This window comes from Synechococcus sp. RS9909, from assembly GCF_014279595.1.
GTDB lineage: Bacteria > Cyanobacteriota > Cyanobacteriia > PCC-6307 > Cyanobiaceae > Synechococcus_C.
Map to the genome: position 1 here is coordinate 2,158,239 of NZ_CP047943.1, position 23,915 is coordinate 2,182,153.

General features: G+C 65.4%; 26 protein-coding genes, 1 tRNA gene and 1 pseudogene. 15 read left to right on the plus strand and 13 right to left on the minus strand.

Annotated elements, in window-relative coordinates:
* Position 1: 1 nt before the first annotated feature.
* A pseudogene (locus tag SynRS9909_RS14075) lies at positions 2 to 559 on the plus strand (low-complexity tail membrane protein); the annotation flags it as partial.
* Between the two features lie 30 nt (positions 560 to 589).
* Here SynRS9909_RS14075 and SynRS9909_RS11450 read toward each other — a convergent pair.
* The gene (locus SynRS9909_RS11450) at positions 590 to 859 is read right to left on the minus strand and encodes a DUF3493 domain-containing protein (protein ID WP_370587903.1); all 270 of its coding nucleotides are present in this window, start codon (positions 857 to 859) and stop codon (positions 590 to 592) included.
* Positions 860 to 888: 29 nt separating this feature from the next.
* On the opposite strand from SynRS9909_RS11450, the gene SynRS9909_RS11455 reads away from it, so the two are divergent.
* Positions 889 to 961, plus strand: a tRNA-Thr gene (locus tag SynRS9909_RS11455).
* Between the two features lie 47 nt (positions 962 to 1,008).
* Positions 1,009 to 2,124: a DUF389 domain-containing protein gene (locus SynRS9909_RS11460; protein ID WP_007101576.1), complete on the plus strand. Its 1,116-nt coding sequence runs from the start codon at positions 1,009 to 1,011 to the stop codon at positions 2,122 to 2,124.
* 112 nt (positions 2,125 to 2,236) lie between these two features.
* On the opposite strand, the gene psbA is transcribed toward SynRS9909_RS11460, so the two are convergent.
* Entirely contained in the window at positions 2,237 to 3,316 is a 1,080-nt protein-coding gene (gene psbA, locus SynRS9909_RS11465; protein ID WP_007100687.1) for a photosystem II q(b) protein, read from the minus strand.
* A gap of 163 nt (positions 3,317 to 3,479) precedes the next feature.
* On the opposite strand from psbA, the gene SynRS9909_RS11470 reads away from it, so the two are divergent.
* The 4 genes from SynRS9909_RS11470 to SynRS9909_RS11485 all read left to right on the plus strand — a co-directional run bounded on the left by SynRS9909_RS11470 (position 3,480) and on the right by SynRS9909_RS11485 (position 4,951).
* Positions 3,480 to 3,620: a hypothetical protein gene (locus tag SynRS9909_RS11470; RefSeq protein ID WP_007101575.1), complete on the plus strand. Its 141-nt coding sequence runs from the start codon at positions 3,480 to 3,482 to the stop codon at positions 3,618 to 3,620.
* A 33-nt stretch (positions 3,621 to 3,653) separates the two neighbouring features.
* Positions 3,654 to 4,007 (plus strand): hypothetical protein, encoded by a 354-nt coding sequence (locus tag SynRS9909_RS11475; RefSeq protein ID WP_007101574.1) that lies wholly within the window; start codon positions 3,654 to 3,656, stop codon positions 4,005 to 4,007.
* 105 nt (positions 4,008 to 4,112) lie between these two features.
* On the plus strand, positions 4,113 to 4,490 hold the full coding sequence (locus tag SynRS9909_RS11480) for a hypothetical protein (protein ID WP_007101573.1): 378 nt from the start codon (positions 4,113 to 4,115) through the stop codon (positions 4,488 to 4,490).
* An 89-nt stretch (positions 4,491 to 4,579) separates the two neighbouring features.
* Positions 4,580 to 4,951, plus strand: coding sequence for a hypothetical protein (locus SynRS9909_RS11485; protein WP_007101572.1), 372 nt, complete (start codon positions 4,580 to 4,582; stop codon positions 4,949 to 4,951).
* Here SynRS9909_RS11485 and SynRS9909_RS11490 read toward each other — a convergent pair.
* Positions 4,930 to 5,928: an aspartoacylase gene (locus tag SynRS9909_RS11490; RefSeq protein ID WP_007101571.1), complete on the minus strand. Its 999-nt coding sequence runs from the start codon at positions 5,926 to 5,928 to the stop codon at positions 4,930 to 4,932. The two genes, SynRS9909_RS11485 and SynRS9909_RS11490, sit on opposite strands and share 22 nt — an antisense overlap.
* Between SynRS9909_RS11490 and SynRS9909_RS11495 the strand changes: the two genes are divergently transcribed.
* The 3 genes from SynRS9909_RS11495 to SynRS9909_RS11505 are packed head-to-tail and all read left to right on the plus strand — an operon-like array spanning position 5,927 to position 9,479.
* Positions 5,927 to 6,913 carry a glutathione S-transferase C-terminal domain-containing protein gene (locus tag SynRS9909_RS11495; RefSeq protein WP_007101570.1) on the plus strand — a complete coding sequence of 329 codons (987 nt, stop codon included), beginning with the start codon at positions 5,927 to 5,929 and terminating at the stop codon, positions 6,911 to 6,913. The genes SynRS9909_RS11490 and SynRS9909_RS11495 overlap by 2 nt on opposite strands.
* Positions 6,910 to 7,572: a DUF2301 domain-containing membrane protein gene (locus tag SynRS9909_RS11500; protein WP_007101569.1), complete on the plus strand. Its 663-nt coding sequence runs from the start codon at positions 6,910 to 6,912 to the stop codon at positions 7,570 to 7,572. The genes SynRS9909_RS11495 and SynRS9909_RS11500 overlap by 4 nt, the downstream gene beginning before the upstream one ends.
* Complete coding sequence (locus SynRS9909_RS11505; RefSeq protein WP_007101568.1) at positions 7,569 to 9,479, plus strand: ABC-F family ATP-binding cassette domain-containing protein; 1,911 nt, start codon at positions 7,569 to 7,571, stop codon at positions 9,477 to 9,479. Before SynRS9909_RS11500 ends, SynRS9909_RS11505 begins: the two co-directional genes overlap by 4 nt.
* On the opposite strand, the gene SynRS9909_RS11510 is transcribed toward SynRS9909_RS11505, so the two are convergent.
* Complete coding sequence (locus tag SynRS9909_RS11510; protein WP_038001088.1) at positions 9,460 to 9,945, minus strand: hypothetical protein; 486 nt, start codon at positions 9,943 to 9,945, stop codon at positions 9,460 to 9,462. The two genes, SynRS9909_RS11505 and SynRS9909_RS11510, sit on opposite strands and share 20 nt — an antisense overlap.
* Positions 9,946 to 10,108: 163 nt before the next feature.
* On the opposite strand from SynRS9909_RS11510, the gene SynRS9909_RS11515 reads away from it, so the two are divergent.
* Positions 10,109 to 10,327, plus strand: coding sequence for a CP12 domain-containing protein (locus SynRS9909_RS11515; protein ID WP_007101565.1), 219 nt, complete (start codon positions 10,109 to 10,111; stop codon positions 10,325 to 10,327).
* A gap of 86 nt (positions 10,328 to 10,413) precedes the next feature.
* Here the strand turns inward: SynRS9909_RS11515 and SynRS9909_RS11520 are convergent, their stop codons facing one another.
* On the minus strand, positions 10,414 to 10,596 hold the full coding sequence (locus SynRS9909_RS11520; protein WP_007101564.1) for a hypothetical protein: 183 nt from the start codon (positions 10,594 to 10,596) through the stop codon (positions 10,414 to 10,416).
* Between the two features lie 93 nt (positions 10,597 to 10,689).
* Positions 10,690 to 11,679, minus strand: a complete 990-nt coding sequence (obgE, locus tag SynRS9909_RS11525) for a GTPase ObgE (RefSeq protein WP_007101563.1) — start codon at positions 11,677 to 11,679, stop codon at positions 10,690 to 10,692.
* Between the two features lie 60 nt (positions 11,680 to 11,739).
* Between obgE and SynRS9909_RS11530 the strand changes: the two genes are divergently transcribed.
* Positions 11,740 to 12,969: an ABC transporter ATP-binding protein gene (locus SynRS9909_RS11530; protein WP_007101562.1), complete on the plus strand. Its 1,230-nt coding sequence runs from the start codon at positions 11,740 to 11,742 to the stop codon at positions 12,967 to 12,969.
* Positions 12,970 to 12,986: 17 nt separating this feature from the next.
* On the opposite strand, the gene SynRS9909_RS11535 is transcribed toward SynRS9909_RS11530, so the two are convergent.
* Positions 12,987 to 15,386, minus strand: coding sequence for an endonuclease MutS2 (locus SynRS9909_RS11535; protein ID WP_186593847.1), 2,400 nt, complete (start codon positions 15,384 to 15,386; stop codon positions 12,987 to 12,989).
* Positions 15,380 to 15,751 (minus strand): VOC family protein, encoded by a 372-nt coding sequence (locus tag SynRS9909_RS11540; RefSeq protein WP_038001842.1) that lies wholly within the window; start codon positions 15,749 to 15,751, stop codon positions 15,380 to 15,382. Before SynRS9909_RS11540 ends, SynRS9909_RS11535 begins: the two co-directional genes overlap by 7 nt.
* A 128-nt stretch (positions 15,752 to 15,879) precedes the next feature.
* Here SynRS9909_RS11540 and SynRS9909_RS11545 point away from each other — a divergent pair, with 128 nt between their 5' ends.
* Complete coding sequence (locus SynRS9909_RS11545; protein ID WP_007101559.1) at positions 15,880 to 17,187, plus strand: NHLP bacteriocin system secretion protein; 1,308 nt, start codon at positions 15,880 to 15,882, stop codon at positions 17,185 to 17,187.
* Between the two features lie 120 nt (positions 17,188 to 17,307).
* Here the strand turns inward: SynRS9909_RS11545 and SynRS9909_RS11550 are convergent, their stop codons facing one another.
* The 5 genes from SynRS9909_RS11550 to SynRS9909_RS11570 all read right to left on the minus strand — a co-directional run bounded on the left by SynRS9909_RS11550 (position 17,308) and on the right by SynRS9909_RS11570 (position 21,646).
* Positions 17,308 to 19,008 carry a TolC family protein gene (locus tag SynRS9909_RS11550; protein ID WP_007101557.1) on the minus strand — a complete coding sequence of 567 codons (1,701 nt, stop codon included), beginning with the start codon at positions 19,006 to 19,008 and terminating at the stop codon, positions 17,308 to 17,310.
* Between the two features lie 29 nt (positions 19,009 to 19,037).
* Entirely contained in the window at positions 19,038 to 19,280 is a 243-nt protein-coding gene (locus SynRS9909_RS11555) for a hypothetical protein (RefSeq protein ID WP_007101556.1), read from the minus strand.
* 11 nt (positions 19,281 to 19,291) lie between these two features.
* The gene (locus SynRS9909_RS11560; protein WP_007101555.1) at positions 19,292 to 19,537 is read right to left on the minus strand and encodes a hypothetical protein; all 246 of its coding nucleotides are present in this window, start codon (positions 19,535 to 19,537) and stop codon (positions 19,292 to 19,294) included.
* 76 nt (positions 19,538 to 19,613) lie between these two features.
* Entirely contained in the window at positions 19,614 to 20,615 is a 1,002-nt protein-coding gene (gene hemB, locus SynRS9909_RS11565) for a porphobilinogen synthase (RefSeq protein ID WP_007101554.1), read from the minus strand.
* A gap of 56 nt (positions 20,616 to 20,671) precedes the next feature.
* Positions 20,672 to 21,646 carry a DnaJ C-terminal domain-containing protein gene (locus SynRS9909_RS11570; protein ID WP_007101553.1) on the minus strand — a complete coding sequence of 325 codons (975 nt, stop codon included), beginning with the start codon at positions 21,644 to 21,646 and terminating at the stop codon, positions 20,672 to 20,674.
* A 135-nt stretch (positions 21,647 to 21,781) separates the two neighbouring features.
* Between SynRS9909_RS11570 and SynRS9909_RS11575 the strand changes: the two genes are divergently transcribed.
* Positions 21,782 to 22,156, plus strand: coding sequence for a hypothetical protein (locus SynRS9909_RS11575; RefSeq protein ID WP_007101552.1), 375 nt, complete (start codon positions 21,782 to 21,784; stop codon positions 22,154 to 22,156).
* Between the two features lie 82 nt (positions 22,157 to 22,238).
* Positions 22,239 to 23,903: a SulP family inorganic anion transporter gene (locus SynRS9909_RS11580; protein ID WP_007101551.1), complete on the plus strand. Its 1,665-nt coding sequence runs from the start codon at positions 22,239 to 22,241 to the stop codon at positions 23,901 to 23,903.
* Positions 23,904 to 23,915 lie beyond the last annotated feature (12 nt).

Genomic DNA, 23,915 nt, shown 5'->3' on the forward strand with positions numbered 1-23,915 from the left:
CGTGAGTCCACGCCGCGAGCCCCTGCTCTGGCTTCAGCTTCTCGCCATCGGTGCGATTCCTCTGGAGCTGCTCCTTCTGCGCCTGGTTCTGGCCGGATCCGATCTCGGCCCCGTTCCGGCTCTGGAGCGTTTGCTCTGCTGGGGCTTGGCCGCCCTGGCACCAGGCTTGCTGCTATGGCGCCAACCCGCCGACTGGGGCTCCCTGCTGCTGGTGCGACTGCCGCTCGAAGGCCGCACGACGGAGCAACGGCAACTGAGCAGCCTCCAAGACCATGCCCTGGTTCGGTTCGGCGGCGCGGTCGGTGTGCTGACCCTGTTGCCCCTGTTCTGGTGGCTCGATCGGGATGCCCTGCTGGTGGAGACCCTCTCTCCACTCCATGGCAGCGCTCGCCTCACCTGTCTGCTGGTCGCCCTGCCGCTCCTGGCTTTGCTCGTGTGGCACTGGCATCAACTGATCCAGAGCATCTGGTTCCTCAGTCGGTCCGCCGAAAGCGTCGACGCGATCACGCCCCTCGACACCGCTGCACTGATGCGCTCCAGGATCTCTCCCGGACTGAGCGTGTTGCGGCTGTCAGCGCTGGAGTGGGACTCAGTCGAGGCGGGAGCGGTCGAACCAGAGCAATCCGGCGAAGAGAACAAGAGCCCCGAGTTGGATGCCGAGATCTCCGAGCGGAACGTCGTTGCCGCTGCTGAGGCGCAGGGCCATGACAGCGCTCCCCAGACCAGCGGAGCCGAAGAGGGCGAGCCAGAGGAGCCGACGGAGCCCCCGCCAGGGAGTGCGTGATTCCTGGAGCAAGCGCTGCCGGAGCACCGGGTCCAGTGTGCCTTTGCCCTTCTGATCGCCCAAGGGACTGTTCACGCAATGCTGAATGTTAAGTTCCTCCAAGTGCCGATGTAGCTCAGCTGGTAGAGCAACGCTTTCGTAAAGCGTGGGTCGCGTGTTCAAGTCACGTCATCGGCTTCCCGCCACCACCAGCCCAAACTGATTGCTGACCTTCCCTTTGTGGAATGCGCAGCAGTGAACCGCCCCGACTGGATCGTCTCAGCCGGGGGAATCAGCGTGATGCGGCCCTGAATGAGGCCTTTGTCGTCCTTTCCATCGGCGCCAGCCTGATTGCCACGCTGGGCCTTCTGGCCAACAGCGCCGATGTGGTGATCGGGGCCATGGTGGTGGCTCCCTGGATCAAACCCCTACGAGCCGGCGCCTTTGCGGTGCTGCTGGGCGACGTTCCGCTCCTGGTCCGAGCGCTACGGACCCTCCTGCTGGGCGCTGGCACCACCCTGGTGTTGGCCGCGCTTCTCGGCACGGTGGCCGGCCTGCCCCGGTTCGGCAGTGAGGTGATGGCGCGCACATCGCCCAACCTGCTCAATCTGGGGATTGCCCTGGTGGCCGGTGCGCTGGCCACTTACGCCAATCTCAGCAGGGATGCGGTGAGCTCCCTCGCGGGTACAGCGATCGCGGTGGCTCTTGTGCCTCCGGTGTGCGTGATGGGGCTGCTCCTGGCACATCAGCAATGGGCACTGGCGACCGGGGCTGGCTTGCTCTTTGCCACCAACCTGCTGGGTGTGCTCACCGGTGGCGTGGTCTTGATGGCCTGGAAGGATCCACTCCTGAGGCAACAACTACGTCGCAGTCACCTGAGCGTGGCCAACTTTGCCCTCACCGGCTTGCTCTTGATCCCCCTGGGAACCAGCTTCCTTGGGCTGCTGCGCAATGCCAGGCGGGAAAGCACCCGCGAAACGGTGCAACTCACGATCGAGACCTTTCTCAAACGCCAAACCGTGACCTTCGGCGAGGGCAAGGAAGTGGAGCTGGAGACACTGGAGATTGACTGGGATCCAAACCCGCCGGTCATTCGTGCGCTCGTACGGGTGACAGATCCGACTCTGCCAACTTTCAAACAGGTGTCGGCGGTTCAGGACGAAATCAACCGGCGTCAGCTCTATCGCTTCCAGCTGGTGGTGCAACGCACCGCGGTGGATGTGGTGGGCCCGGAAGAAGCACCCAATCCCAGCACGGTTGCTGAAGACAGCGTGTTGCAATCCATCCCACCAACGTTCCCACCGTTGCTTTCGCCGCCACCACTGCCGGCTGCACCGCCAGAGCCACAGCAGAACAATTGAAGATCCAACAGAGGGGAAGAATCCAACAAAAAGCCCCCACCTTGCGGTGAGGGCTTTCCGATTCAGTTGACCTGAATCGTTATTGTTCGCTAAGGAACGTTTTGACTTCAGATCAACCGATGGCGGGAGCCTGCAGAGCCACGGGGGTGGACTCAGCAGCAGCCAGGTCGAGGGGGAAGTTGTGAGCGTTGCGCTCGTGCATCACTTCCATGCCGAGGTTGGCGCGGTTCAGCACATCAGCCCAGGTGTTCAGGACGCGGCCCTGACCATCAAGGATGGACTGGTTGAAGTTGAAACCGTTCAGGTTGAAGGCCATGGTGCTGACGCCCAGGGCAGTGAACCAGATGCCGACCACAGGCCAGGCAGCCAGGAAGAAGTGAAGGCTGCGGCTGTTGTTGAAGGAGGCGTATTGGAAGATCAGGCGACCGAAGTAACCGTGGGCAGCCACGATGTTGTAGGTCTCTTCCTCTTGGCCGAACTTGTAGCCGTAGTTCTGGGACTCGCTCTCGGTGGTTTCACGCACCAGGGAGGAGGTCACCAGGGAACCGTGCATGGCGGAGAACAGGGAACCACCGAACACACCGGCCACACCCAGCATGTGGAAGGGGTGCATCAGGATGTTGTGCTCAGCCTGGAACACCAGCATGAAGTTGAAGGTGCCGGAGATGCCGAGGGGCATGCCGTCGGAGAAGGAGCCCTGACCGAAGGGGTACACCAGGAACACGGCGGAGGCAGCAGCCACAGGAGCGCTGTAAGCAACGCAGATCCAGGGGCGCATGCCGAGGCGGTAGGAGAGTTCCCACTCGCGGCCCATGTAGCAGAAGATGCCGATCAGGAAGTGGAACACAACCAGCTGGTAAGGACCGCCGTTGTAGAGCCACTCATCGAGGGAGGCCGCTTCCCAGATGGGATAGAAGTGCAGGCCGATGGCGTTGGAGGAGGGCACAACAGCACCGGAGATGATGTTGTTGCCGTAGATCAGGGAGCCGGCGACGGGCTCACGGATGCCGTCGATGTCGACGGGAGGCGCTGCGATGAAGGCAACGATGAAGCAGGTGGTGGCAGCCAGCAGGGTGGGGATCATCAGCACACCGAACCAACCCACATAGAGGCGGTTGTTGGTGGAGGTGACCCACTCACAGAAGGACTGCCAGCCATTGGCGCCGGAGCGCTGCTGAATGGTGGTGGTCATGAGAACGGGAAAGAAAACTCCGAAGAGCAGTTACGGAAGGGCAGGGATGCCCTGCCAAAACCGACTGTAACGGAAGATTGCGGGATGTGTGCGGCTGTTCATGAAGCGGGGCGGGGGCTTCAGGATCGCTTAAGGTTCTTACGTCAAGTCTCTGGAGACTCAAGTGGTTCTGATTCGCTGGCTTCATGCCGGGCGACGTCTCGAGGAGACCGTGCCGATCGCGCAAGCACGCCACAGGCGGCACGAGCTCGAAGCCCAGGGAGCCGTGATCTATTGGAGTGAGCGACTGGCCAGCCAGATCTGAACACCCAGACTGGGGCCTGTTCTCGATCGATCCATGGCCCGACGCGCCCCGGGGGATCGTCCCCACACCCGCCTGGCTGGAGTGGCCTGCCTCGCCGTGACCGTGCTGGGACTGAGCGCCTGTGACCGCGGCAGCAAGCCACCGAGCCAGGCCAGTCAGGCGGAAGCGATCAACCGCCTGGAACTTCGGATGGAGCAGTTGGAGCGTCGCCTCGGACAACAGCTCCCTCCCCCGACGGATCCAAGCGACAAAGCCCCGGCTGGACCGGTGAAATCCCTCACCCTGAGGGTCGGAACCGTCGATGACCGGCTCCGCATCTATTGGGCCGATGGCAGCACCAGCGACCTCCCCTGCACCAAAGAGCAATCCACCTGGGCCTGTGGCTGATCCAGAGCAGCGCAGCCACCTGAGGCAGCGAGCCGTCACATGCCGTCACAGGTCGGTCATCACCTCGTCAGGTCTTGGCCTGAACCACCAGGCAAGGTTGAATCCATGACAACTCCGACTCTGATCCGCACCGGTGCCGCCGGTCTTCTTGGCCTGATGGCGCTGGTGCCAGTGCCGCTCCGGGCCCAGAGCAACGGCGCTCTGCCCCTTGCTCAACCCAAGGCGGCGAACCTGGCGCGCATGCGCGCCGAAGCCCTCAACGGCGGGCTCTCGCTCTATCGCGCCGATCAATGCATGTATGAAACCGGGGCGCCGGCCTGCCTGCTCTCCAAAACCCAGCGGGGGTTTCTCTTCCGATTCCAAGGAGGAGCGCCGGGCTGGCAACAGAGTTCACCACCCGATCCATCCCTGGAAACCGAGGTGCTGGTTTCGCCCAGTGGCGATCAGATTCTGGCCGTGCCCTACAACGGCCCGATTCGCTGATCCATGCCCTGGACGCGGCGCCCGTATCACACTCAGTTGACAATTTCGTTGCTTGCTCCAATCAATGGGGGGCGATTTCTGCCCTCGCGATGAATTTCCGGTCCCTGTCCGCTGCTGCCGCCCTCGGTGGAGCCTCTTTGCTCAGCCTCACCGCCCCTGTTCAGGCCCAGGCGCCTGTGCCCGCTGCCCAGGTGCGTGCGCTCAACCTGGCCCGCAACACGGCCGTGCGTGAAAACGGTGGTCTCACCATGTACCGCCCCCAGCCCTGCATGTTCAACACCGGCGACGGCGGCGGCGAGTGCATGATCAGCAACACCGCCCAGGGCTTCACGTTCAAGTTCCTCGGCGGCAAGCCCGGCTGGCCCGAAAACGGCAGTAACCCCACCACCGAAACCGAAATCCAGATTGCACCCGACGGTCGCAGCGTCAATCAGATCATCTACAACGGCTCCCCCCGCTGAGCCCAGATCAGCAGATCCTGCAAAGCCCCTGGCGCCTCCGGGCTCAGGGGCCATTCCTCTTTTGAGGTGACACTGAGAGCAATCGCTTTTTCGGCATAGGCCGCCTCATTGATGAACACGGGCACCACACCGTCGGGCCCCGAATAGCTGATCGTGTCGCCGGCGGCCGTTAGAAACAGAGGGTCACCACGACGTATTGGCGACCAATCGCGCCCCTGCAGCTCAGGATGAATCAGGGCATCGGCGCGCCCCTGCGGATCACGAGGCAGGTCGAGACTGCCGAGATGGCGGTGCACCACCAAGCGCTCTGGGGTGAGCATGCGCCCGTTCCAGGCAGCAGCAATCAAGTGGAGGGCGGCTTGAAGCACCAGCTGGGTCTGCTCAATGATGCGCGCCGATAACACCATCTGCGGCACAGGACCGATCTCAATCACCAGACCGCAGGGCCAACGCTCCACCAGGAAACCCTGTTGGGCGGGATCCCCCTCATGCAGGTAAATCGGCAGGCCGAGCCTGGCTTGGAGAGCCGCGGCCAGAGCCAGATCCGGCAGACGCCGGCCGTACACCACCAGCGAGCTACCCATGGCCGCCGTGGTGCTGTGCAGATCCAGGGCGAGAACACAGGCCTCAGAGCCTCCAGGGCCGTAGCGATGCAGCAAGGCACGGGCCCGCTCGATTTCCTGATCCCGAGGCGCAGACGCATCCGGCTCCAGCCATTCGGGGCGGAAGCTCCGGTTCAGATCGCGGTCGACGTAACGGCGACCCAGGCGCTGGGCCTCCGGATTGCCGATCACGGGCACCACATCCAAACCGTGCGACTCCAGCAGGCCGGCAGAGCGCTCCCACTGCTGCAGCAGCCAAGGGGCGTTGACCTCGTTGCCATGGGTCCCTGCCACCACCAACACCCGCGGCCCCGCCATTCCGTCTCCTCCGGTATGGCCAGCGTCGCCGAGAATGCAGGCAAAAGGAAGCACCATGGCGATTCCGCCCGCAATCGTGGCCGGAGCCCGCGCCGGTTGGCACTGGCAGTGGAAGCGACTGATGCAAGGCCTGGCCCCGGCTGATGCCGCTGGCCACTACCGAAGACCAGCCAGCGATCGCAGCGTGGTGGCTGCTCCCGATCCAGCCGACCTGGCCGGGCGCAGCGGGGCCACCCTGCCCAGGTTGATCGTGGGACGCAGTTGCCCCTGGGCCCATCGCACCTGGCTGGTGCATCGCCTGCGTCGCCTTGACAGCACCCTCACCTTGCTGATGGCCCGGGCCGACCATCGCAAAGGGCTTTGGCGCCTGGATCCAGCCTGGCTGCACTGCGACACCCTGTTGCAGCTCTATCAACACTGCGGTTGCCCTCCCAGCCATCGAGCCACCGTGCCCGCCCTCGTGGATCCGGGCCGCAACGACAAGCATCCGGCCCGGCTGCTGGGCAATGACAGCGCGGGCCTCTGTCTGGCCCTGAACCGCTGGCCAGCCCCGCAGGATGCTCCCGACCTGGCACCAGAACCGCAGCGTGCTGCGATTGAGCGCTGGCAGACGCTCTTGCAACCTCGGGTGAATGACGGCGTCTACCGCTGCGGATTCGCGCGCACCCAGGCGGCCTATGACCAGGCCAGCGCCGCTCTGTTTGAAGCCCTGCAGGAGGTGGAGCAGGCCCTGAGTGGCGCTGGTCCCTGGCTCTGCGGTGATCAACTCACCCTGGCGGATGTGCGCCTTTTCCCTACCCTGATCCGCTGGGAGGCGGTCTATGCCCCCCTGTTCGGCTGCAGCGCCCAACCCCTCTGGACCCTGCCGGCACTCTGGCGCTGGCGACAGCGCTTCTATGCCCTGCCAGGGGTGGCCGACACCTGCGATGCCAGCATCTGGCGGCAGGATTACTTCGGCGCCCTGTTTCCCCTGCATCCGAGCGGCATCGTTCCCGCGGGATTCGAACTGAGCAAACTGGTGAAGGCCGTTCCGCCTGAATGAGCATGAGTGAGCCATCCGCCAGTGCCCTTGAACAAGACATATTCGAAGGGGTCTACGGCCGCTACCGCATCACCGCTGAGGATGCCCGAGAGGTTCAGCGCTACCGGCAATCGCTGCTGCTGTGCGGGATCGCCTTTGCCGGCGGCATGGGGCAATGGATGACCTGGGGGCCAGCCCATGTGGGGCTCTGGCTTCTGCCGCTGGCCACGGGTCTCGGCCTGGCCCTGCACTGGATTCACATCTATCTACGACCGTTGCACCGCGCGCTCCAGGGTCTCTGGGGGATCGGCTGCGTCGGCCTGAGCTGGCTGGCACTGCAGAGCGGTTCGGAACCGATGCTCGCCAGCGTCAGGGCCGAACCGGTGTGGATCTGGGCGATCGGCCCCTTCTTCGCCGCCCTGGCCGGGGTGGGCTTCAAGGAGTTCTTCTGCTTCCGCCGCCCTGAAGCGATCGGCCTCACCCTGCTCTTGCCCCTGGCCCTGCTGGGGCATCTGAGCGGCCTGATGGGTGCGGCGATGAGCGGCGGTCTCCTGGCGCTGGCGGCCGTTCTGCAACTGGTGCTGGCCCTGCGCAAATTCGGGGGGCCGGCTGCCGCGGATGTGGGCGATAAGAGCGTGTTTGCTTATCTGGAAGCACAGCGGATGGCCGGGAGCGCGTGAGTCTGATCAGCCTGGTGGGGGCGGCGAAGGATTTCGGCATCCGCACGCTCTTTGCCGATCTCACCCTGCACATTGGCGACCGGGACAGGCTGGGGCTGATCGGCCCGAACGGCGCTGGAAAGTCCACCCTGCTCAAGGTGCTGGCGGGGGTGGAGCCCCTGGGGTCCGGGGAACGCCGCTGCTCGCCGCGCCTGCGGATCGAACTGGTGGGGCAGGAGAGTGCGGTGCAACCGGGGCTGACCGTGCTCGAGCAGGTGCTCGCCGGCTGCGGTGAAAAGCGTGATCTGCTGCTGCGCTTCAACGCCCTCAGTGAAGCGGTGGCGGCCAACCCCAACGACGGAACCCTGTTGTCGGCATTGGGGCAGCTGAGTGAGCGCATGGATGAGGCGGAGGCCTGGGGCCTGGAGCAGCAATGCCAGGAAGTGCTGCAGCGCCTGGGGATCAGCGATCTGCAACGGCCGGTGGAAGCCCTCTCGGGTGGGTATCGCAAACGGGTCAGTCTGGCGTCAGCCCTGGTGGCCTGCCCAGACGTGCTGCTGCTGGATGAACCCACCAACCACCTCGATGCGGCTGCCGTGGAATGGCTGCAGTCGTGGCTTGATCGCTATCCGGGCGCCGTGGTGCTGGTGACCCACGACCGCTATGTGCTCGATCGGGTCACCAACCGGATGGTGGAAGTGGAGCGGGGTGAGGCCCGTAGCTATGCCGGCAACTACAGCACCTATCTGCAACGCAAAGCGGAGCAGGACGCGGCCGATGCGGCCTCTGCAGCCAGCTTCAAAAGCGTGCTGCGCCGCGAGCTGGCCTGGTTGCGCCAGGGCCCGAAGGCGCGAAGCACCAAACAGAAAGCGCGGTTGCAGCGGATCGAAGCGATGCGGGAAGCGCCGACCCGCCAGGCCCGCAAGCAGCTGGAGATGACGAGTGTGAGCCGGCGCATCGGCAAAATCGCCATCGAAGCGGAGCAGATTCGCGTCACCGCCGATGGCACACCGGATGGCACCGTGCTGCTGGAGGACTTCACCTACAGCTTCAGCCCGGAGGATCGGATCGGCATCATCGGTCCGAATGGCAGCGGCAAATCGACCCTGCTCGATCTGATCGCCGGACGACGACAACCCAGCTCCGGCCAGTTACGCCTGGGCGACACCGTCCACCTCGGCTATCTCGATCAGCACACCGAGGCCCTCAGCAGCGGCAAGGGTCTGGAACGCAAGGTGATCGACTTCGTGGAGGAAGCGGCCAGCCGCATCGATCTCGGCAGCGAGCAGCTCAGCGCGTCCCAGCTGCTCGAGCGTTTTCTGTTTCCACCCGCCCAGCAGCACAGCCCCCTCAGCAAACTCTCGGGAGGGGAGCGGCGGCGGCTGACCCTCTGCCGCTTGCTGATCCAGGCACCGAATGTGCTGTTGCTCGACGAGCCCACCAATGACCTCGACGTGCAGACCCTGAGCGTGCTCGAGGATCTGCTGGACGATTTCCGCGGCTGTGTGGTGGTGGTCTCCCACGACCGCTATTTCCTCGACCGCACGGTCGATCGCCTGTTCTGCTTCGAGCAGGGTCGCCTGGAGCGCTTTGACGGAAATTACAGCGCCTTTATGGACCAGCGGCGGGAGCAGGAACGGCTCGCCAGTCAGGAGCGACCCACCCCCAGCCGCCGCCCCGAGGCGCAGGGATCCTCAGCGAAGCCAGACCAGGGGCCACGGCGGCGCAGTTTCAAGGAATCGCGCGAACTGGAAGCCCTCGACCGGGAGCTGCCTGAGCTGGAGCAACGCAAGGCCGCACTGGAATCAGCGCTCAGCACGGCAGGGAGCGACGACCTCACCCGTCTGAGCGAAGAACTCGCCGCCGTGCATCAGCAGCTGGAGCAGACCGAAGAACGCTGGCTGGAACTCAGCGAACTGGCTCCCTGATCTCGGTGCTGACACCGCGGCGGCGGCGGCGAGGATGGGGAAGCTCCTGAAGAAGAGCTGGGTTCGGCCATTCACAGCTGAGCACCGGTGAGGATCGGCCTTGCCAGGGCGCCGGGCGCACGCGGCCACCGGCTGCTTCCGCCAGCTTCATCGCCGTGGGGCGGTAATCATCGGCGGAGCGATGCAGAGCCATCTGATCGCCCATCCGACGCAGATAGAGGTCGTGGGACCAGAGCACCTGATTGTGCTCAAACGCTTCGCAGGCCTGGATGATCGAGTCGAACCGCTGACTGACCAGACCGGAGGGTGCGCATTGCTTCCACTCCAGGATTTCGTGAAACGACAGCCCCGAGCGCCACTGCCGTTGCTCGGAGAGATAACAGAAGCATTCGGGCCCATTGATCCAGAACATCCGCCCTTCCTCGTCCATGAAATGACGGCCCTGCCGCTGCCTGATCCGAACCATGCCCTGCGCCTCAGCTTCATACAGAGCTGGTAGCGCCCATGGGCGAATCCTGACAAGTGGGCTGTTACGGAAAGGCAGTGGCACCTCACCCCCAGTGCTTCAAGGCGGATCAGCCGTATGGTGTGCGCGTTGCCTGCGTGCGGCGCTCACGACCGCGGATTTCATGAAATCAATCGACGAGCACATCCAGAAGGATCAGTCGGAAATCGAGGCTGCCCGCGCTGAGGGCAATGAAGCCAAGGTCCGTCATCTCACCGAAGAAATTCAGTCGCTTGAGGAGTACAAAGAGCACCATCCCGGCGACAACCACGACCCCACGTCGTTGGAGGTATATTGCGACGCCAATCCGGATGCTCCTGAGTGCCGGGTGTATGACGACTGAGTCGGCTCCCTGCCAGCACCAGCGTTGCGGACGCTGAACCCAGGGCCTGCAGGCAAGACCTGCAGGCTTTTGTTGTGGTCCGACGCTCAGAGCTCCTCGTCAAATTCAGACGGGCTGCCGGTGAGGGAACACACCACCGCCTCCTCATCTTTCATGGCACGCACCTCGGCGATCGGGCGCCCCATGCGGCGCAGTTCGTCGATCTGCTCTTCGGTCTGACAGCGGGCGATCACCGCACCCTGGGCATCGAAACAGGTGAAGAAAGTCATCCGTTCAGGACTCACTGCTCCCGTTATCGCCCTGAAAACGATGGCCCACAAGCGGGGATGTGAGCCGGAACACCGCCAAGAGAGGCTGCCGACTCAGACCCCGAGCTCCTGCCAGACCCGATCCAGCAAACGATCCAGCCCCTGGCCCATCGCTGCGGAGATAAGCAGCACCGGCCGACCGCTGGCCTGCTCCAAACGCATCACCTGCTCGTCGCGACCGGCCTCATCCAGCAACTCCAGTTTGTTGAGCACCAGCAGTCGGGGCCGCTCCACCAGGCCATGGCCGTAGGCCGCAAGCTCCTTCTCCACCACCCGCAGATCGCTGACGGGATCCTCTGAGCCACCGTCCACCAGGTGAATGAGCAATCGCGTGCGCTCGATATGCCGCAGAAAATCATGCCCGAGCCCCGCCCCCTGGGCTGCCCCGGCGATCAGGCCTGGAATATCGGCAAACACGGTGCCATCACCGGTGGGGCGGCGCACGACGCCGAGGTTGGGCACCAGGGTGGTGAAGGGGTAATCAGCGATCTTGGGCCTGGCGGCCGAGAGCACACTGATGAGGGTGCTCTTGCCGGCATTCGGCAAGCCGATGATCCCCACCTCGGCCAACAGCTTGAGTTCGAGCTGCAGCGGCCACTCCTCCCCATCGCGACCCTCCGTGCATTTCTCCGGAGCGCGGTTGCGATTGCTCAGGTAATGGGCATTGCCGAGGCCGCCACGGCCACCGAAAGCCACCACCAGCTGCTCACCCGGGTCCGTGAGATCGCCGAGCAGGATGCCGGTCGTGAGGTGGCGCACCTCCGTGCCGCAGGGCACCCGGATCACCAGATCCATGCCGGAGGCACCCGTGCAGCGATTCGGACCGCCGCGGCGACCATCCGCTGCAGGGAAGAGGCGCTTGTATTTGAAGTCGAGCAGGGTCTGCAGGTTGGCGTCAGCCTCGAGAATCACGTTGCCGCCATGGCCACCATCTCCCCCTGAGGGTCCTCCGGCCGGCACATATTTCTCGCGCCGGAACGCCACGATCCCATCGCCGCCGCGGCCCGCACGAACCGTGATGCGCGCCTGATCGATGAACTGCACAGGGAGCCTCGGGCGTGGCCAACCATCAACCCTAGGATCGCGGCGAACGGGACAAGAGCAGTGGCCGGGGTTCGCTTCGAGGCGCTCAGCAAGACCTACCCGGCGCGCGCCGGCGGAGAGCCGGTTCCGGTGATCCGCAGCCTCGATCTGGCGATCGATGACGGTGAATTTCTGGTGCTCGTGGGCCCGTCTGGCTGTGGCAAAAGCACCCTGCTCAGGCTGCTGGCCGGACTCGACACGCCCAGCGCCGGCGAAATCCTTGTCGGAGACAGACCGGTGAGCCTGCTCAGACCGGCGCAGCGCGATGTGGCCATGGTGTTTCAGAGTTACGCGCTGTACCCCCATCTCAGCGTGCGCGACAACATCGGCTTCGGCCTGCGACGCAGCCACCCCCGCACGTTCTGGCAACAGCTGCGGGATCAGGGGCATCGCAGCACCCGTCACCTGCCCAGCCCGCTGCGGCTGTCGTCCCCACGCGAACACCGCATCGAGGCACGCACCAGGGACGTGGCCCGAGCCCTGGAGCTGGAGCCTCTGCTCAATCGCCGCCCCAAGGAACTCTCCGGCGGGCAGAAACAACGGGTGGCGCTCGGACGGGCGATGGCGCGCCAACCGGCCGTGTTTCTGATGGATGAGCCCCTCAGCAACCTCGATGCCAAGCTGCGCGCCAGCACCCGCACCCAGATCGTGGATCTGCAGCGGCAACTGGGCACCACCACGCTGTACGTCACCCACGATCAGGTGGAAGCGATGACGATGGGCCACCGGATTGCGGTGCTCAACCAGGGGCGCCTGCAGCAGCTGGGCACCCCGATGGAGCTCTACCGCTGGCCATCCAACCTGTTCGTGGCCCAGTTCATCGGCAGCCCGCCCATGAACGTGCTGCCGATCCGCGTGGCTTCAGGCAACACTTTGCTCCTGGGAGAACGTCGCCTCAGCCTCGAAGGCCCCCTCAGTGCCGCCCTGCCCGCTCTGGAGGGGCAGCAGCTCTCCGCTGGTCTTCGTCCTGAGCAGCTGCGCCTGGCCCCGGCCACCAACCGCAATCTGCCAGCGGAAGTGAGCCACAGCGAAGTGCTGGGCAACGAACAACTGCTCACCTGCCGCCTGCTCGATGGCCAGCATCTCGTGCAGGTGCGGGCCGATCCGGATCTGACGGTGCGCAGCGGCAGCCGGGTCCACCTCGAACCCGATCCAAACGGCTGGCGCCTTTTCGATCAGCACGGTGAAGCGATCCCGGTGCCTGACACCGCCCCACCAGCCCCCCGTGAACCCACCCTGCCGGAGCTGTAGGCCCCAGGCATGAGCCCTCAGCGAGGCCAGACCACACTGCAACCGGCACCGCCGTCTCCCTGCTCGGCATCACACACCTTCTCCACATAGGGCACGGTGCCCAGCCAGGCACGCAGGCCCCGTTTGAGGCGGCCACTGCCGACGCCATGGATCACCCAGACCGGCCCAGAGGCACTGCGCAGCACCTCCTCCACCGCCGACTCGGCTTCATGCACGCGCATGCCGCGCACATCGACGGTGTTGCGGGAGGTGCGCACCTGGGCGCCACCCCCCCCGGCACGGGCCTTGACCTTCACCACAGGCGGTGGCGGCGCGGGGCGACGGCCATCCAGGCTTTCCACCGCCGCCAGATCCACTGTGCTGCGCAGCACCCCGCAGCGGACGCTGAGCTGACAACCATCGTCGGAAATGGCGAGCACTTCGGCCGCTTTGCCCAGGGACAGCAAGCGGATCCGCTCCCCCACCTCAGGGCGCCAATCGCGATGCTCACGCCGTTCCGGGCGGGGTTTGTGGTCGGCCTCCAGACGCCGCAGGCGTTGACCCGCCTGCCGCGCTGTTTCACCATCCGCCTTGCCGTCGCGCAGCCGCCGGATCAACCGCCGCACCTCCTTCTGACCATCACGAATCGAGGTCTCCAGGCGCTGGCGGCCCTGCTCCTGGCGCTGAGAAGACTCCTGCCGCTGCCGTTCCCAGCGCGCCAGCAGTTCTTCATGCAGCAATTCCGTGCGGGCCAACAGGGCTGCCGCGTCCTCCGCCGCCGCCTGCTGGCGCTGACGCTGATCCTCCAGCCCGCGGATCACAGCATTCACATCCCCCTCGGCACGAGGGGCCAGAAGCTCCTGCGCCTGCGCGATCACGTCAGCATCCAGACCCAGGCGCGTGGCGATCGCCAGGGCATTGCTGCGACCGGGAATGCCCCAGAGGAGGCGATATGTGGGTGAGAGGGTGTCGCTGTCGAAGGCGACCGAAGCGTTCTCGAAGCGGGGATCGCTGTATTTGAGTGCCTTCAGTTCCCCGAAGTGGGTGGTGGCGATCGTGAGACGGGCCCGATCGGCGAGGCTGCGCAGCAGCGCAGTCGCCAAGGCGGTGCCTTCGCTGGGATCGGTGCCGGCCCCCACCTCATCGAGCAGCACAAGCGCCGGTGCCGCTCCGCTGTGGAGCGCCTCGAGGATCCGCCCGATCCGCTTCACATGGCCACTGAACGTGGACAGGCTCTGCTGCAGCGACTGCTCATCACCGATGTCGGCCAGCACCTGGGCACACCAAGGCAACGAGGGGCGGCCGGAACAGGGCAGCCACAGACCGGCTCGGGCCATCAGAGCCGCCAGGCCAATGCTCTTCAGGGTGACGGTCTTGCCGCCGGTGTTGGGGCCTGTGATCGCCACCACCCGCAGGTGGCTCGACACCTCCACGCTGATCGGCACCACGGCACCACCGCCTGCGCGGCGCTCCTGCCACACCAGCAGGGGATGGCGCAGGTCGTGGAGCACCAGGGGCGCCTCCGGGTCGGCCTCCAGCTGCGGCGGCACGGCGCCGAGCCACTGGCCATAGCGAGCCCGCGTCAGGCTCAGGTCCAACACCAGCAACACCGCACCGAGGCGGGTCAGCGCCTCCCCCTCCGCCGCGACAGCGGCGCTGAGCTCGGCGAGCACCCTCTGCTCCTCCTCCCGAATCCGTCCCTCCAGGTCGGCGAGGCGATTGCCGAGATCCACCACCTGACGGGGTTCCACAAACACCGTGCTGCCGGAAGCGGAGCTGTCATGCACCATGCCGGGGCATTGGGCCACAGCCCCCGCCTTCACCGCCAGGACCGGCCGACCATGCCGCTCGGCGATCACCGTGTCCTGGAGCTGGGATGCCCAGCGACGGATCACCTCCTGCAGCCGATCGCGACGCTGCTGGCGCACGGTCTGCCACTGGCCCCGCAGACCCGCCAACACCGCACTGGCGCGATCGGCCACCCGCCCCCCCTCTTCAAGGGAAAACTTCAGGCGCTGCTCGAGATCGGGAAGGGTGGCCACATCCTTCAGCAGCGCCGTGCAGCGGGGACGCAGCTCCGGGTCATCGATCTGACGCCGCAGGCGCCGAGCCGCCGCCAGGGTGTCGGCGACCGCCAGGAGCGCCTCACCATCCGCGGTGCCCCCCTTGCAACAACGCAGCAGCACCGGCTCGAGATCATGCACCCCCTGAAAACTGAGGCCCCCGTCCACCACCCCATCCAGACCAGCCAACTCGATGCTGCGCGCCAGGCGCTCCCGGCTCTCGCGCAGGTCGGATGGCAGCGGCTCATCCAGGCATCGCCGTTGCCCGGCTGCCGTGCTGGCGAACTGGGCGAGGTGCTGACAGAGGCGGGGCCACTCGAGCAGCTCCAGGGTGTCGTGCCACAGATCAACGCGGCGATCAGGCCCGCTCAACAGCCGATCCCCCCCGGCGGTTCGTAGAGCATTTCCAGCCAGTTCCCCTCGGGATCCTGCAGATAAAAAGAGGCTGTGCCATCGCGGTGATCATGCACGGCGCCAACCGACACGCCAGCGGCCTGGAGCCGGTCGTGCACCGCATCCACCTCAGCCCGATCGCGGAAGTGGAAGGCGAAATGGGGACCGGCGGCCCTGTACTCCGGACTCAGCAAGGCGATTCCAGCCGATCGGTCGGGCCACTGGAGATAACACCAATCGGCTGCATCCCAACTCAGCGTCAAGCCGAGCTGCTGATAAAAGGCCTTGGCCCGAGCCATGTCCTCGACCCGCACCGCCACGTGCCCGAGGCGATGCACCGCCTCCATTGGACTCTCAGCCATCGGCTCGCTGAACGATCGCCGATCCATTCTCGGGCCTGGCCATCGCATTCCGGGGCCTCCCGCCTGCACGACAGAGTGTTTTGCGGGAAGATGGCTCAAGCCGAACGACTACGGTGACCAGCGGCGGCCTCAAGAGCTGGCTAATCGAACAATCGCAGGACAGCTACGGTCAGGTGCGCCTAAGCCTGATCGGCCTCTGGAGCCTCACCGGCCTCTGGGCTTTGTTCTGGCCGGTCCCCACCGAAGTCACCGGCCGCGGCGTGATGATCGTTCCCGGCGGCGCCACCCTGATCGACAGCCGGGCTGAAGGGCAAATCCGTCAGCTGAATGTCTCGGTGGGCGATGCCGTGCGCCGTGGCGATGTGCTGATGGTGCTGGATCAACCGGCACTCGAACAACAGCTGCAGCTGCAGAAAAAAGACCTGCGCGAGCTGATCCAGATCAATGCCGACCTCAATCGCCAGGACGCCATCCGGCTCACTGATGCCCGTCTGGTTCGTGACACCGCCCTGCGGCAGCTGGATCGCGAACAAGCACAACTGGAGCAACTGCAGGCCACCTACGCCCAGAAGCAAGCCGATTTTGCCCATCTGGCCCAGCGCGAGGTAGTGGCGCCTCTGGCCAAGGAGGTGGTGGCCACCTCGGATCGCAACACCCAGCTCACCGTGGACCTCGACAACCTCGCCATCCGGCGCAAGGAGGTGGTGAATGCCTACAGCAAGGTGCAGCTGGCGATCGACACCGAACAACAGCAGCGGCGCTTCCGCATCGACAATCTGCGCCGGGAGATCACCGTCACTGAGGCCAAGCTGCGATACCAAGCCGACTTGATCGCCAAACGGGACGGCACCGTGATCGACCTGCAGGTGATCCAGGGCCAGACCGTCAAACCAGGGCAGCGGCTCGGCACGATCAGCAATACCGCCGCAGAGCGGACTGGCCAATCCCCTGAGTTGCAGGCTGTGGCCTACTTCCACCCGGCCGATGCCCGTCGCCTCCAACCGGGGCTGGGAGTGGAGGTGGTTCCCGACTGGCAGCAGCGCGGCCGCTTCGGGGGGATCCGTGGTCGGGTCAGCCGGGTGAGCCTGCTGCCCGCCACCCCGGAAGACATCAACACCACCGTCGGCAATCCGCCCCTGGCTGAATCGCTGGTGTCAAAAGGCCCGGTGATCCGCACGGAGATCGACCTGGGCACCAGTGCCAGCAGCTTTGACGGCTACCGCTGGACCCTGTCCAAAGGCAGCAGCGTCTTCCCGATCCGTGAAGGCCTCACGCTCAAGGCCCATTCCTACGTGGAGTGGCGCACCCCCGTGAGCTATGCGCTGCCGATCCTGCGGGACCTCACCGGCTCCTACCGCACACCCCGCCTCGATCAACAACAGGATCAACCGGACAGACGCCAGCGGGGGACCCTGCCATGAGACGGGAATGGCCCTTTCTCGCCCTCGCCCTGGTGCTGCTAGTGGTGCTGCTTCAGGCCGATGCCCCCGAGGTTTGGTTCTGGTTCATCGCCCTGCTCGTGCTGCTCACCTGGCGCACGCTCAACCTCCGCTACCGGACACGGCTGCGTCAGATGGCGGAGCGACGGAAGAAGCGGGTCGAGGCGCAGAAAGAGGAAGCGCGGATGCATCATCAGGGCCGCTCGGCAGAGTGATCGAGACCGAGGGCGTTGCGGCGACCGGCTGGAGCTGCCGCAACATGCGGGCGTAGCTGATGTTGGAGAGGGTCATCGACTCAGCGATCCCCTCCATCGACGCCGTCAGCAGAGTGATCGTGTCGCTGACATCGGTGTAATCAGCCAGACCGAGTTCATAACGGGCCCTGGCATCGCGGAACGCCTCTCTGGCCGCCTGGTAGGAGGCTTCCGCCGCCACCAGCTGACTGAGCGACGCGCGGTAGTCGTAGAAGGCGGTTTCCAGCTCCTGACGGATGCGATTGCGTTCCGCCGCCAGCTGCTGCAGCACCGCCTCCGCAGCCGAACGGCTGGCTGTCGCTTCCGCCGAGGCGGTGCCTGCATCAAAAAAGCGCCAGTGCAGGCGCAATCCCGCGATCCAATCGGCGCGCTGACTGGACATCTGGGGGGTGTTCATCGCTTTGCAGCAGCCCTCCAGATCGATCACCGGCTTGGTGAGCAGATCGGTACCGCCGCCGCCTGACGCGAACAGTTCCAGACGGGGCAGCAGGCGGGCCTGGCGTCGCTCCGCCTGGTTCAGCAGGGCCAGCCGCTCGGAGGCCAGCGTCTCCAGGGCCGGATTGGCGGTGAGACCATCCACAACCGTGCGTTCCAGATCCAGGGGCCAGGCGGGCTGAAGGTCCACCTGCAGGCGGGCGGTGAGCTCGGTGCCGAAGGCGACGTTGAGGCGATTGGTGAGGGCCTGACGGCGGCTGAGCTGGAGCGCCTCTGCCTGTTCCAGGCGGAAGCGGCTCTGCTGCAGCGCAGCCTGGGCGCGCAGCAGATCCAGGCGGGGCACCAGACCGGAGCGCTTCAAGGCCTCCACTTGCTGCAGCAGGAGCTGGTCGTTGCGCACCACGGCGGCACGGATGCGCCTGAGCTGACCGGCCAGCTGCAGGTTGTAATACGCCTCGCTCACCTCCAGTTGCAGGGCCCGCAGACCATTGGCATAGGCCTCGCTTGCCGCCTGCAGGCGCTGATCCTCCTCCGCCAGGGCGGCACCACGCTCAAAGCTGATCAGCTCCCAACCCAGCTCCAGTCCGGCCCAGGCTGTGCCCAGATTGGCCTGGATCCGATTCCAGCCATCGGTGTCCACCAGGAAGGGCGAACCCGGCGGATAAATGCCGGTGTTGCCCTCCAGCACCTTGTTGTAGATGCTGGCCTGGGAAAAGGCCCCACCAAGGGAGAGCCCCAGACGCGGCCAATAGCGGCCCTCCACAGCGCGCACGAGGCCCAGACGCTCCTGAATGCGCGCTCGCTGCGCCGCCAGCTCCGGATTGTTGGCGATCGCCACCGCAATCGCCTCCTTGAGGCTGAGCACCAGCAGCTGGCGTTGCTGCTGCTGGGCCGGGGTGGCGGGGCGCGCCTGGGGGGCGGGAGCCTGAAGGGCGGGCTGCTGCAGATCCGCCGGCGGAACGGTCTCGGCCGCCCCCCGCAGGGCCCCATCGAGCAGCAGCAGGTCGCGATCAAAAGCCGCAAGCGAGCGCAGGAGCCCGGGAGAGGGTGGCAGGGAAGCCGAGGCCGCCTGGGGAGACGCTGCCCCAGGGGCTGCGAACAGCGGGCTGGCCATGGCAAGCGTGGCCGCAACGACAAACCGCTTCATGACGACCGTTGCTGGTTCTGGGCGGCCTGGGCCTGCAGCCGCTTGGCCCGCTGGGCCATGTCATGCAGACCAACGCTGGTGCGGGCCAGACAACCGATCGAGAAACAGATGCAAGCGCTTCCCAGCAGACCCCAGTGCACCCGGTTGGCATCCGCATGCAGTTTGGTCACCATCAACAGCACGACCACTGCCGCCGCCCAGGGCAAGCCGATGATCAGCAGCACGGTGGAACGAGACATCGGGCCGACTCTCAGTGCAGCATCAGATGCTCGATCTGGCGCTGGGCAGCACTGCGGCGTCGGTTGAGCTGGGACAGCACCCACGACACCTTGCAGACACAACCGATCGAGAAACAGATCGAGGCGCTGCCCAACAGACCCCAGCCATGACCATGCAGACCGAAATCCTCAGCCATCAGCAGACGCAGGGCCAGGATCACCATCAGGGAGGAGGCGATCCAGGGACCGTGCACCCAGAGCAGGAGATAGCGCGCCATGGACAGGCCTCAGATGCCAGCGATGCTGCAGGATGACAGTGAACCCGACGGCTGCCAAGCCGAAAGGAGGTGGACCTCAGCCCTGACGCAACCAGCTGGCGGCATCGCAGGCGTGATAGGTGAGGATCAGGTCAGCACCGGCGCGTTTGAAACTGAGCAGCGTCTCGAGCACCACGGCGCGCTCATCAATCCAGCCCCGCTCCGCCGCCGCCTTCACCATCGCGTATTCACCGCTCACGTTGTAAGCTGCGATCGGCAGCTCGGTCTCCTGGCGCAGGCGCTGGATGATGTCGAGATAGGCCAGGCCTGGTTTCACCATCATGATGTCGGCGCCTTCCTGCTCATCGAGCTGGGCCTCGGTGATCGCCTCGCGGGCATTGGCCGGATCCATCTGATAGGTGGCTTTGTCTTTGGGGATCGGCTTGCCGCTGGACGTCCGCGGCGCTGAATCCAGGGCTTCGCGGAACGGTCCGTAATAGGCCGAGGAGTATTTGGCCGTGTAGCTGATGATGCCCACATGGGCGTAACCAGCGTCATCCAGAGCTTCCCGGATCGCGCCGACCCGCCCATCCATCATGTCGCTGGGTCCGATCAGATCAGCGCCGGCCTCGGCCTGCATCACAGCCTGCCTGCAGAGCTGCTCAATCGTTTCATCATTCAGCACCACGCCCTCGGCACTGACGATGCCGTCATGGCCATCGCAGGAATAGGGATCGAGGGCCACGTCGGTCATGATCGCCATCTCGGGGAGCTCCTGCTTGAGCTGGCGAATGGCCCGCGGAATCAGACCATGGTCGTTGAAGCACTCGGCGCCATCCTCCGTTTTGAGCCCCTCCGCCACCTTCGGGAACAGCACCACGCAGCGGATGCCCAGATCCCAGGCCCGCTGCACCTCGCCGGTGAGCTGATCGAGACTCCAGCGATTAGCCCCCGGCATGGCGCCGATCGGCTCCACCTGTGTGCCTTCATGCACAAACAGGGGATAGATGAAATCAGCCGCCTGCAGGTGATGTTCACGCACCATGGCGCGCAGAGCCGGGGTGCGGCGCAGACGGCGCGGGCGGTAGGGGAGATCCATCGAGGCGCGGTGGACGGGGGCTGAAAGGTTAGGCCCTGCCTCGGCCGCGACCTGGCTCAGAGGCGCGCCGATGACAACCAGTTGCGACGCGGATCCTGAGCGCGGGCCTGGCGCAGTTGGTCGAGCAGCTGCCGCTCCTCGGCCGACCAGGATTCCGGCCACTGCAGGCTGAGGGTCAGCAACAAATCGCCGCGGCCTGATTTCAGGGGCCAGCCCTTGCCCTTCAACCGCAGACTGCGCCCAGGTGCGGTGCCGGCGGGAATGGTCACGTCCGCCTCGCCATCCGGAGTCATCACGGTGATCGTGCCACCGAGGGTCAGCTCATCCAAAGCAACCGGCAGCTCAGCGCGCAACTGGTCGCCATCGAGCCGCCACACCGGATGGGGCTGGACCTCAAGATTGAGGTAGAGATCACCGCGTCGCCCGGTGCCAGGCTGCGAGTTGCCCTTGCCCTTGAGACGCAGGCGCGACCCATTTTTCACACCCGCCGGAATCCGCACCTGCACGCGCTCGTCATTCACCGACAGGGTGCGCTCACTGCCGCGGAACGCTTCAGCAAAGCTGACTTTGACGCTGGCTTCGGCATCCAGATTGATCGGCTGACGCTGTTGGGCTCCGCGAGGGAAGCCACCACCTGGAAATCCCGACCCGCCGCCAAACCCACCGGGGAAGCCAGCGCCACCACCAGCACCTCCGAAACGGCCGAGCAGGTCATTGATGAAATCGTCGAAGTTGCCGTAACGGCCGAAATCCACATCAAAACCAGCCCCGCCGGCACCTGGGGCACCACCGCCAACCTGATTCCAGTACTGGCCGAACTGCTCATAGCGGCGCCGTTTTTCCGGATCGGAGAGCACCTCATAGGCCTCGCTCACCTCCTTGAATTTGGCCTCAGCCGTTGCGTCACCGGGATTCACATCCGGGTGATACTGGCGCGCCAATTTGCGAAACGCCCGCTTGATCGCATCAGCATCGGCGCTGCGATCAACCCCGAGCACCTTGAAGTAATCGCGGTAGCCACTGCCGGCCATGACGGTTCCAATGGCCCTTGGCCTGATGCGTGTCTCATCGTCTCAGGAAACATGACGTGCTGAGCAGGCACGGATGGAGGGAAGCCCGAACGCCAGTGTCCCCTGCTTACGATTCGGCTCTCTCACGCTGGCCTGATGCGCACTGTGCTCTTCTCCAGCCTCGGCGGACTGGCGCTGATGCTGGCTCCTGCGCTGGCAGCCTCCAACCCGTCAGGCCCCAATCCAGTGAGCCTGGCGGAGCGTCTCAGCGAAGCCAAGGTGGTGTATTACGGCTCCTGGCGCTGCCCGGCCTGTCAGGCCCAGACGCGACTGTTCGGCGAAGAAGCCGCTCCAAGCCTGCCCTATGTGGAGTGCGCCAAGCCGAAGGAGCTACCGGATCAGGCGAAAGCCTGCGTCGCCGCAGGCATCCGGGCCTATCCCACCTGGATCCTGCCCAGTGGGGAACGGCGCGAAGGCGTGCAGAGCCTGGAGGAGTTGGAGGTCTGGATCAGCCAGCCGAACCAATCCTGAGCTATCCACCGGCTGTATCCCGCCACAGGGCGATGTCAGCGGTCTGAATCCTGCAAAGAATGGCTACAGCGGTGCTTGAACCATGGCAGCCCGGTGGCGAGGCCTCAGCATCCATGGCCTCGACCCAAGCCAGTGGCGTGGTGATCTGCTCGGAGGCCTGACGGCCGCGGTGGTGGCGTTGCCTCTGGCCCTCGCCTTCGGCAATGCGGCCCTCGGGCCTGGGGGGGCGATCTCCGGCCTCTACGGCGCCATCGTCACCGGGTTCCTGGCGGCGCTCTTCGGAGGCACGCCGGCTCAGGTGAGCGGCCCGACCGGCCCGATGAGTGTGACCGTCGCCGGTGTGGTGGGAAGCCTGGCGGCCGTGGGCGTCTCCCGGGAGCTGGGCGGTGGTGCACTGCTGCCGTTGGTCATGGCGGCCGTCGTGATGGGCGGCCTGGTGCAGATCCTGATCGGGCTGCTGGGCCTGGGTCGCTACATCACCCTGGTGCCCTACTCGGTGGTGTCGGGCTTCATGTCGGGCATCGGCGTGATCATCCTGTTGCTGCAGATCGGCCCTTTGCTGGGCATCGCCAGCAGTGGCGGGGTGGTGCAGGCCCTCAGCCAGGTCGCCGGCGCATTCCACCCCAATCCGGCAGCGCTGACAATCGGAGCCATCACCCTGCTGGTGGTGTTGTTCACACCCGCCTCCCTGAGCCGCTGGCTGCCCTCTCCCCTGCTGGCCCTGGTGTTGGTCACGCCCCTGTCGCTGCTGCTGTTCGGGAAAGACCAGCTGCCGCGGATCGGCGCCATTCCCGAAGGCGGGCTGCAGATGGCCTGGCCCGACTGGCATCAGCATCTGCCCGTGCTCGTGCAGGCGGGCGTGATGCTGGCGCTGCTCGGCTCGATCGACTCCCTGCTCACCTCCCTGGTGGCCGACAACCTGACCCGCAGCCGCCACCGCTCCAACCGGGAGCTGATCGGCCAGGGGATCGCCAACACCGTGGCGGGACTCTGCAGTGGCCTGCCGGGGGCAGGCGCCACGATGCGCACGGTGATCAATATCAAATCCGGCGGGCGCACACCGCTCTCGGGCATGACCCACTCGCTGGTGCTGCTGGTGGTGCTCCTGGGGGCAGGACCACTGGCCGCAGGCATACCCACGGCACTGCTGGCCGCGATCCTGATCAAGGTGGGGCTGGACATCATCGACTGGGGCTTTCTGCTGCGGGCCCATCGCCTCTCGCGCAAGACCGCGCTGGTTATGTGGGGCGTGTTGTTGATGACCGTGTTCTGGGATCTGATCGGCGCGGTGCTGGTGGGCATGTTTGTGGCCAATCTGCTCACGATTGAGTCGCTCACCGCCCATCAACTGGAGGGCATGGCCGTGGGTGGAGAGGATCTCGATCTGGAGGAAGCCCGGTTGATGGAGCACTGTGGCGACGACCTGCTGTTGTTCAGCCTGCAAGGCCCCCTGAGCTTCGGTGCCGCCAAGGGCATCAGCGAACGGATGATGCTGGTGCGCCATTACAGGATGCTGATTCTCGACATCGGCAAAGTGCCCCACCTGGGTGTGACCGCCGCCCTGGCCCTGGAACGGATGGTGGAGGAAGCGCGCCAGCATGGCCGCACCGTGCTGGTGTCGGGGGCCTCGGGCAAGGTGCGGCAACGCCTGCGGGAATTCGGAATCCACGACCTGGTGAGCAGCCGTCGCGAGGCGCTGCGACGGGCAGCCGATCAGCTGGGCGGGGATAACGCATCCTTTAGCTGAAGCCCCAAAGAT

What these genes read in the sequence shown, in the direction of transcription:
- SynRS9909_RS11460 (WP_007101576.1), top strand. Translation starts at nt 1,009, where the DNA reads ATGCGCAGCAGTGAACCGCCCCGACTGGATCGTCTCAGCCGGGGGAAT.
- psbA (WP_007100687.1), bottom strand. Translation starts at nt 3,316, where the DNA reads ATGACCACCACCATTCAGCAGCGCTCCGGCGCCAATGGCTGGCAGTCC.
- SynRS9909_RS11475 (WP_007101574.1), top strand. Translation starts at nt 3,654, where the DNA reads ATGGCCCGACGCGCCCCGGGGGATCGTCCCCACACCCGCCTGGCTGGA.
- SynRS9909_RS11480 (WP_007101573.1), top strand. Translation starts at nt 4,113, where the DNA reads ATGACAACTCCGACTCTGATCCGCACCGGTGCCGCCGGTCTTCTTGGC.
- SynRS9909_RS11485 (WP_007101572.1), top strand. Translation starts at nt 4,580, where the DNA reads ATGAATTTCCGGTCCCTGTCCGCTGCTGCCGCCCTCGGTGGAGCCTCT.
- SynRS9909_RS11495 (WP_007101570.1), top strand. Translation starts at nt 5,927, where the DNA reads ATGGCGATTCCGCCCGCAATCGTGGCCGGAGCCCGCGCCGGTTGGCAC.
- SynRS9909_RS11490 (WP_007101571.1), bottom strand. Translation starts at nt 5,928, where the DNA reads ATGGTGCTTCCTTTTGCCTGCATTCTCGGCGACGCTGGCCATACCGGA.
- SynRS9909_RS11500 (WP_007101569.1), top strand. Translation starts at nt 6,910, where the DNA reads ATGAGCATGAGTGAGCCATCCGCCAGTGCCCTTGAACAAGACATATTC.
- SynRS9909_RS11510 (WP_038001088.1), bottom strand. Translation starts at nt 9,945, where the DNA reads ATGGTTCGGATCAGGCAGCGGCAGGGCCGTCATTTCATGGACGAGGAA.
- SynRS9909_RS11515 (WP_007101565.1), top strand. Translation starts at nt 10,109, where the DNA reads ATGAAATCAATCGACGAGCACATCCAGAAGGATCAGTCGGAAATCGAG.
- SynRS9909_RS11520 (WP_007101564.1), bottom strand. Translation starts at nt 10,596, where the DNA reads ATGACTTTCTTCACCTGTTTCGATGCCCAGGGTGCGGTGATCGCCCGC.
- SynRS9909_RS11540 (WP_038001842.1), bottom strand. Translation starts at nt 15,751, where the DNA reads ATGGAGGCGGTGCATCGCCTCGGGCACGTGGCGGTGCGGGTCGAGGAC.
- SynRS9909_RS11550 (WP_007101557.1), bottom strand. Translation starts at nt 19,008, where the DNA reads ATGGCCAGCCCGCTGTTCGCAGCCCCTGGGGCAGCGTCTCCCCAGGCG.
- SynRS9909_RS11555 (WP_007101556.1), bottom strand. Translation starts at nt 19,280, where the DNA reads ATGTCTCGTTCCACCGTGCTGCTGATCATCGGCTTGCCCTGGGCGGCG.
- SynRS9909_RS11560 (WP_007101555.1), bottom strand. Translation starts at nt 19,537, where the DNA reads ATGGCGCGCTATCTCCTGCTCTGGGTGCACGGTCCCTGGATCGCCTCC.
- hemB (WP_007101554.1), bottom strand. Translation starts at nt 20,615, where the DNA reads ATGGATCTCCCCTACCGCCCGCGCCGTCTGCGCCGCACCCCGGCTCTG.
- SynRS9909_RS11570 (WP_007101553.1), bottom strand. Translation starts at nt 21,646, where the DNA reads ATGGCCGGCAGTGGCTACCGCGATTACTTCAAGGTGCTCGGGGTTGAT.
- SynRS9909_RS11575 (WP_007101552.1), top strand. Translation starts at nt 21,782, where the DNA reads ATGCGCACTGTGCTCTTCTCCAGCCTCGGCGGACTGGCGCTGATGCTG.
- SynRS9909_RS11580 (WP_007101551.1), top strand. Translation starts at nt 22,239, where the DNA reads ATGGCAGCCCGGTGGCGAGGCCTCAGCATCCATGGCCTCGACCCAAGC.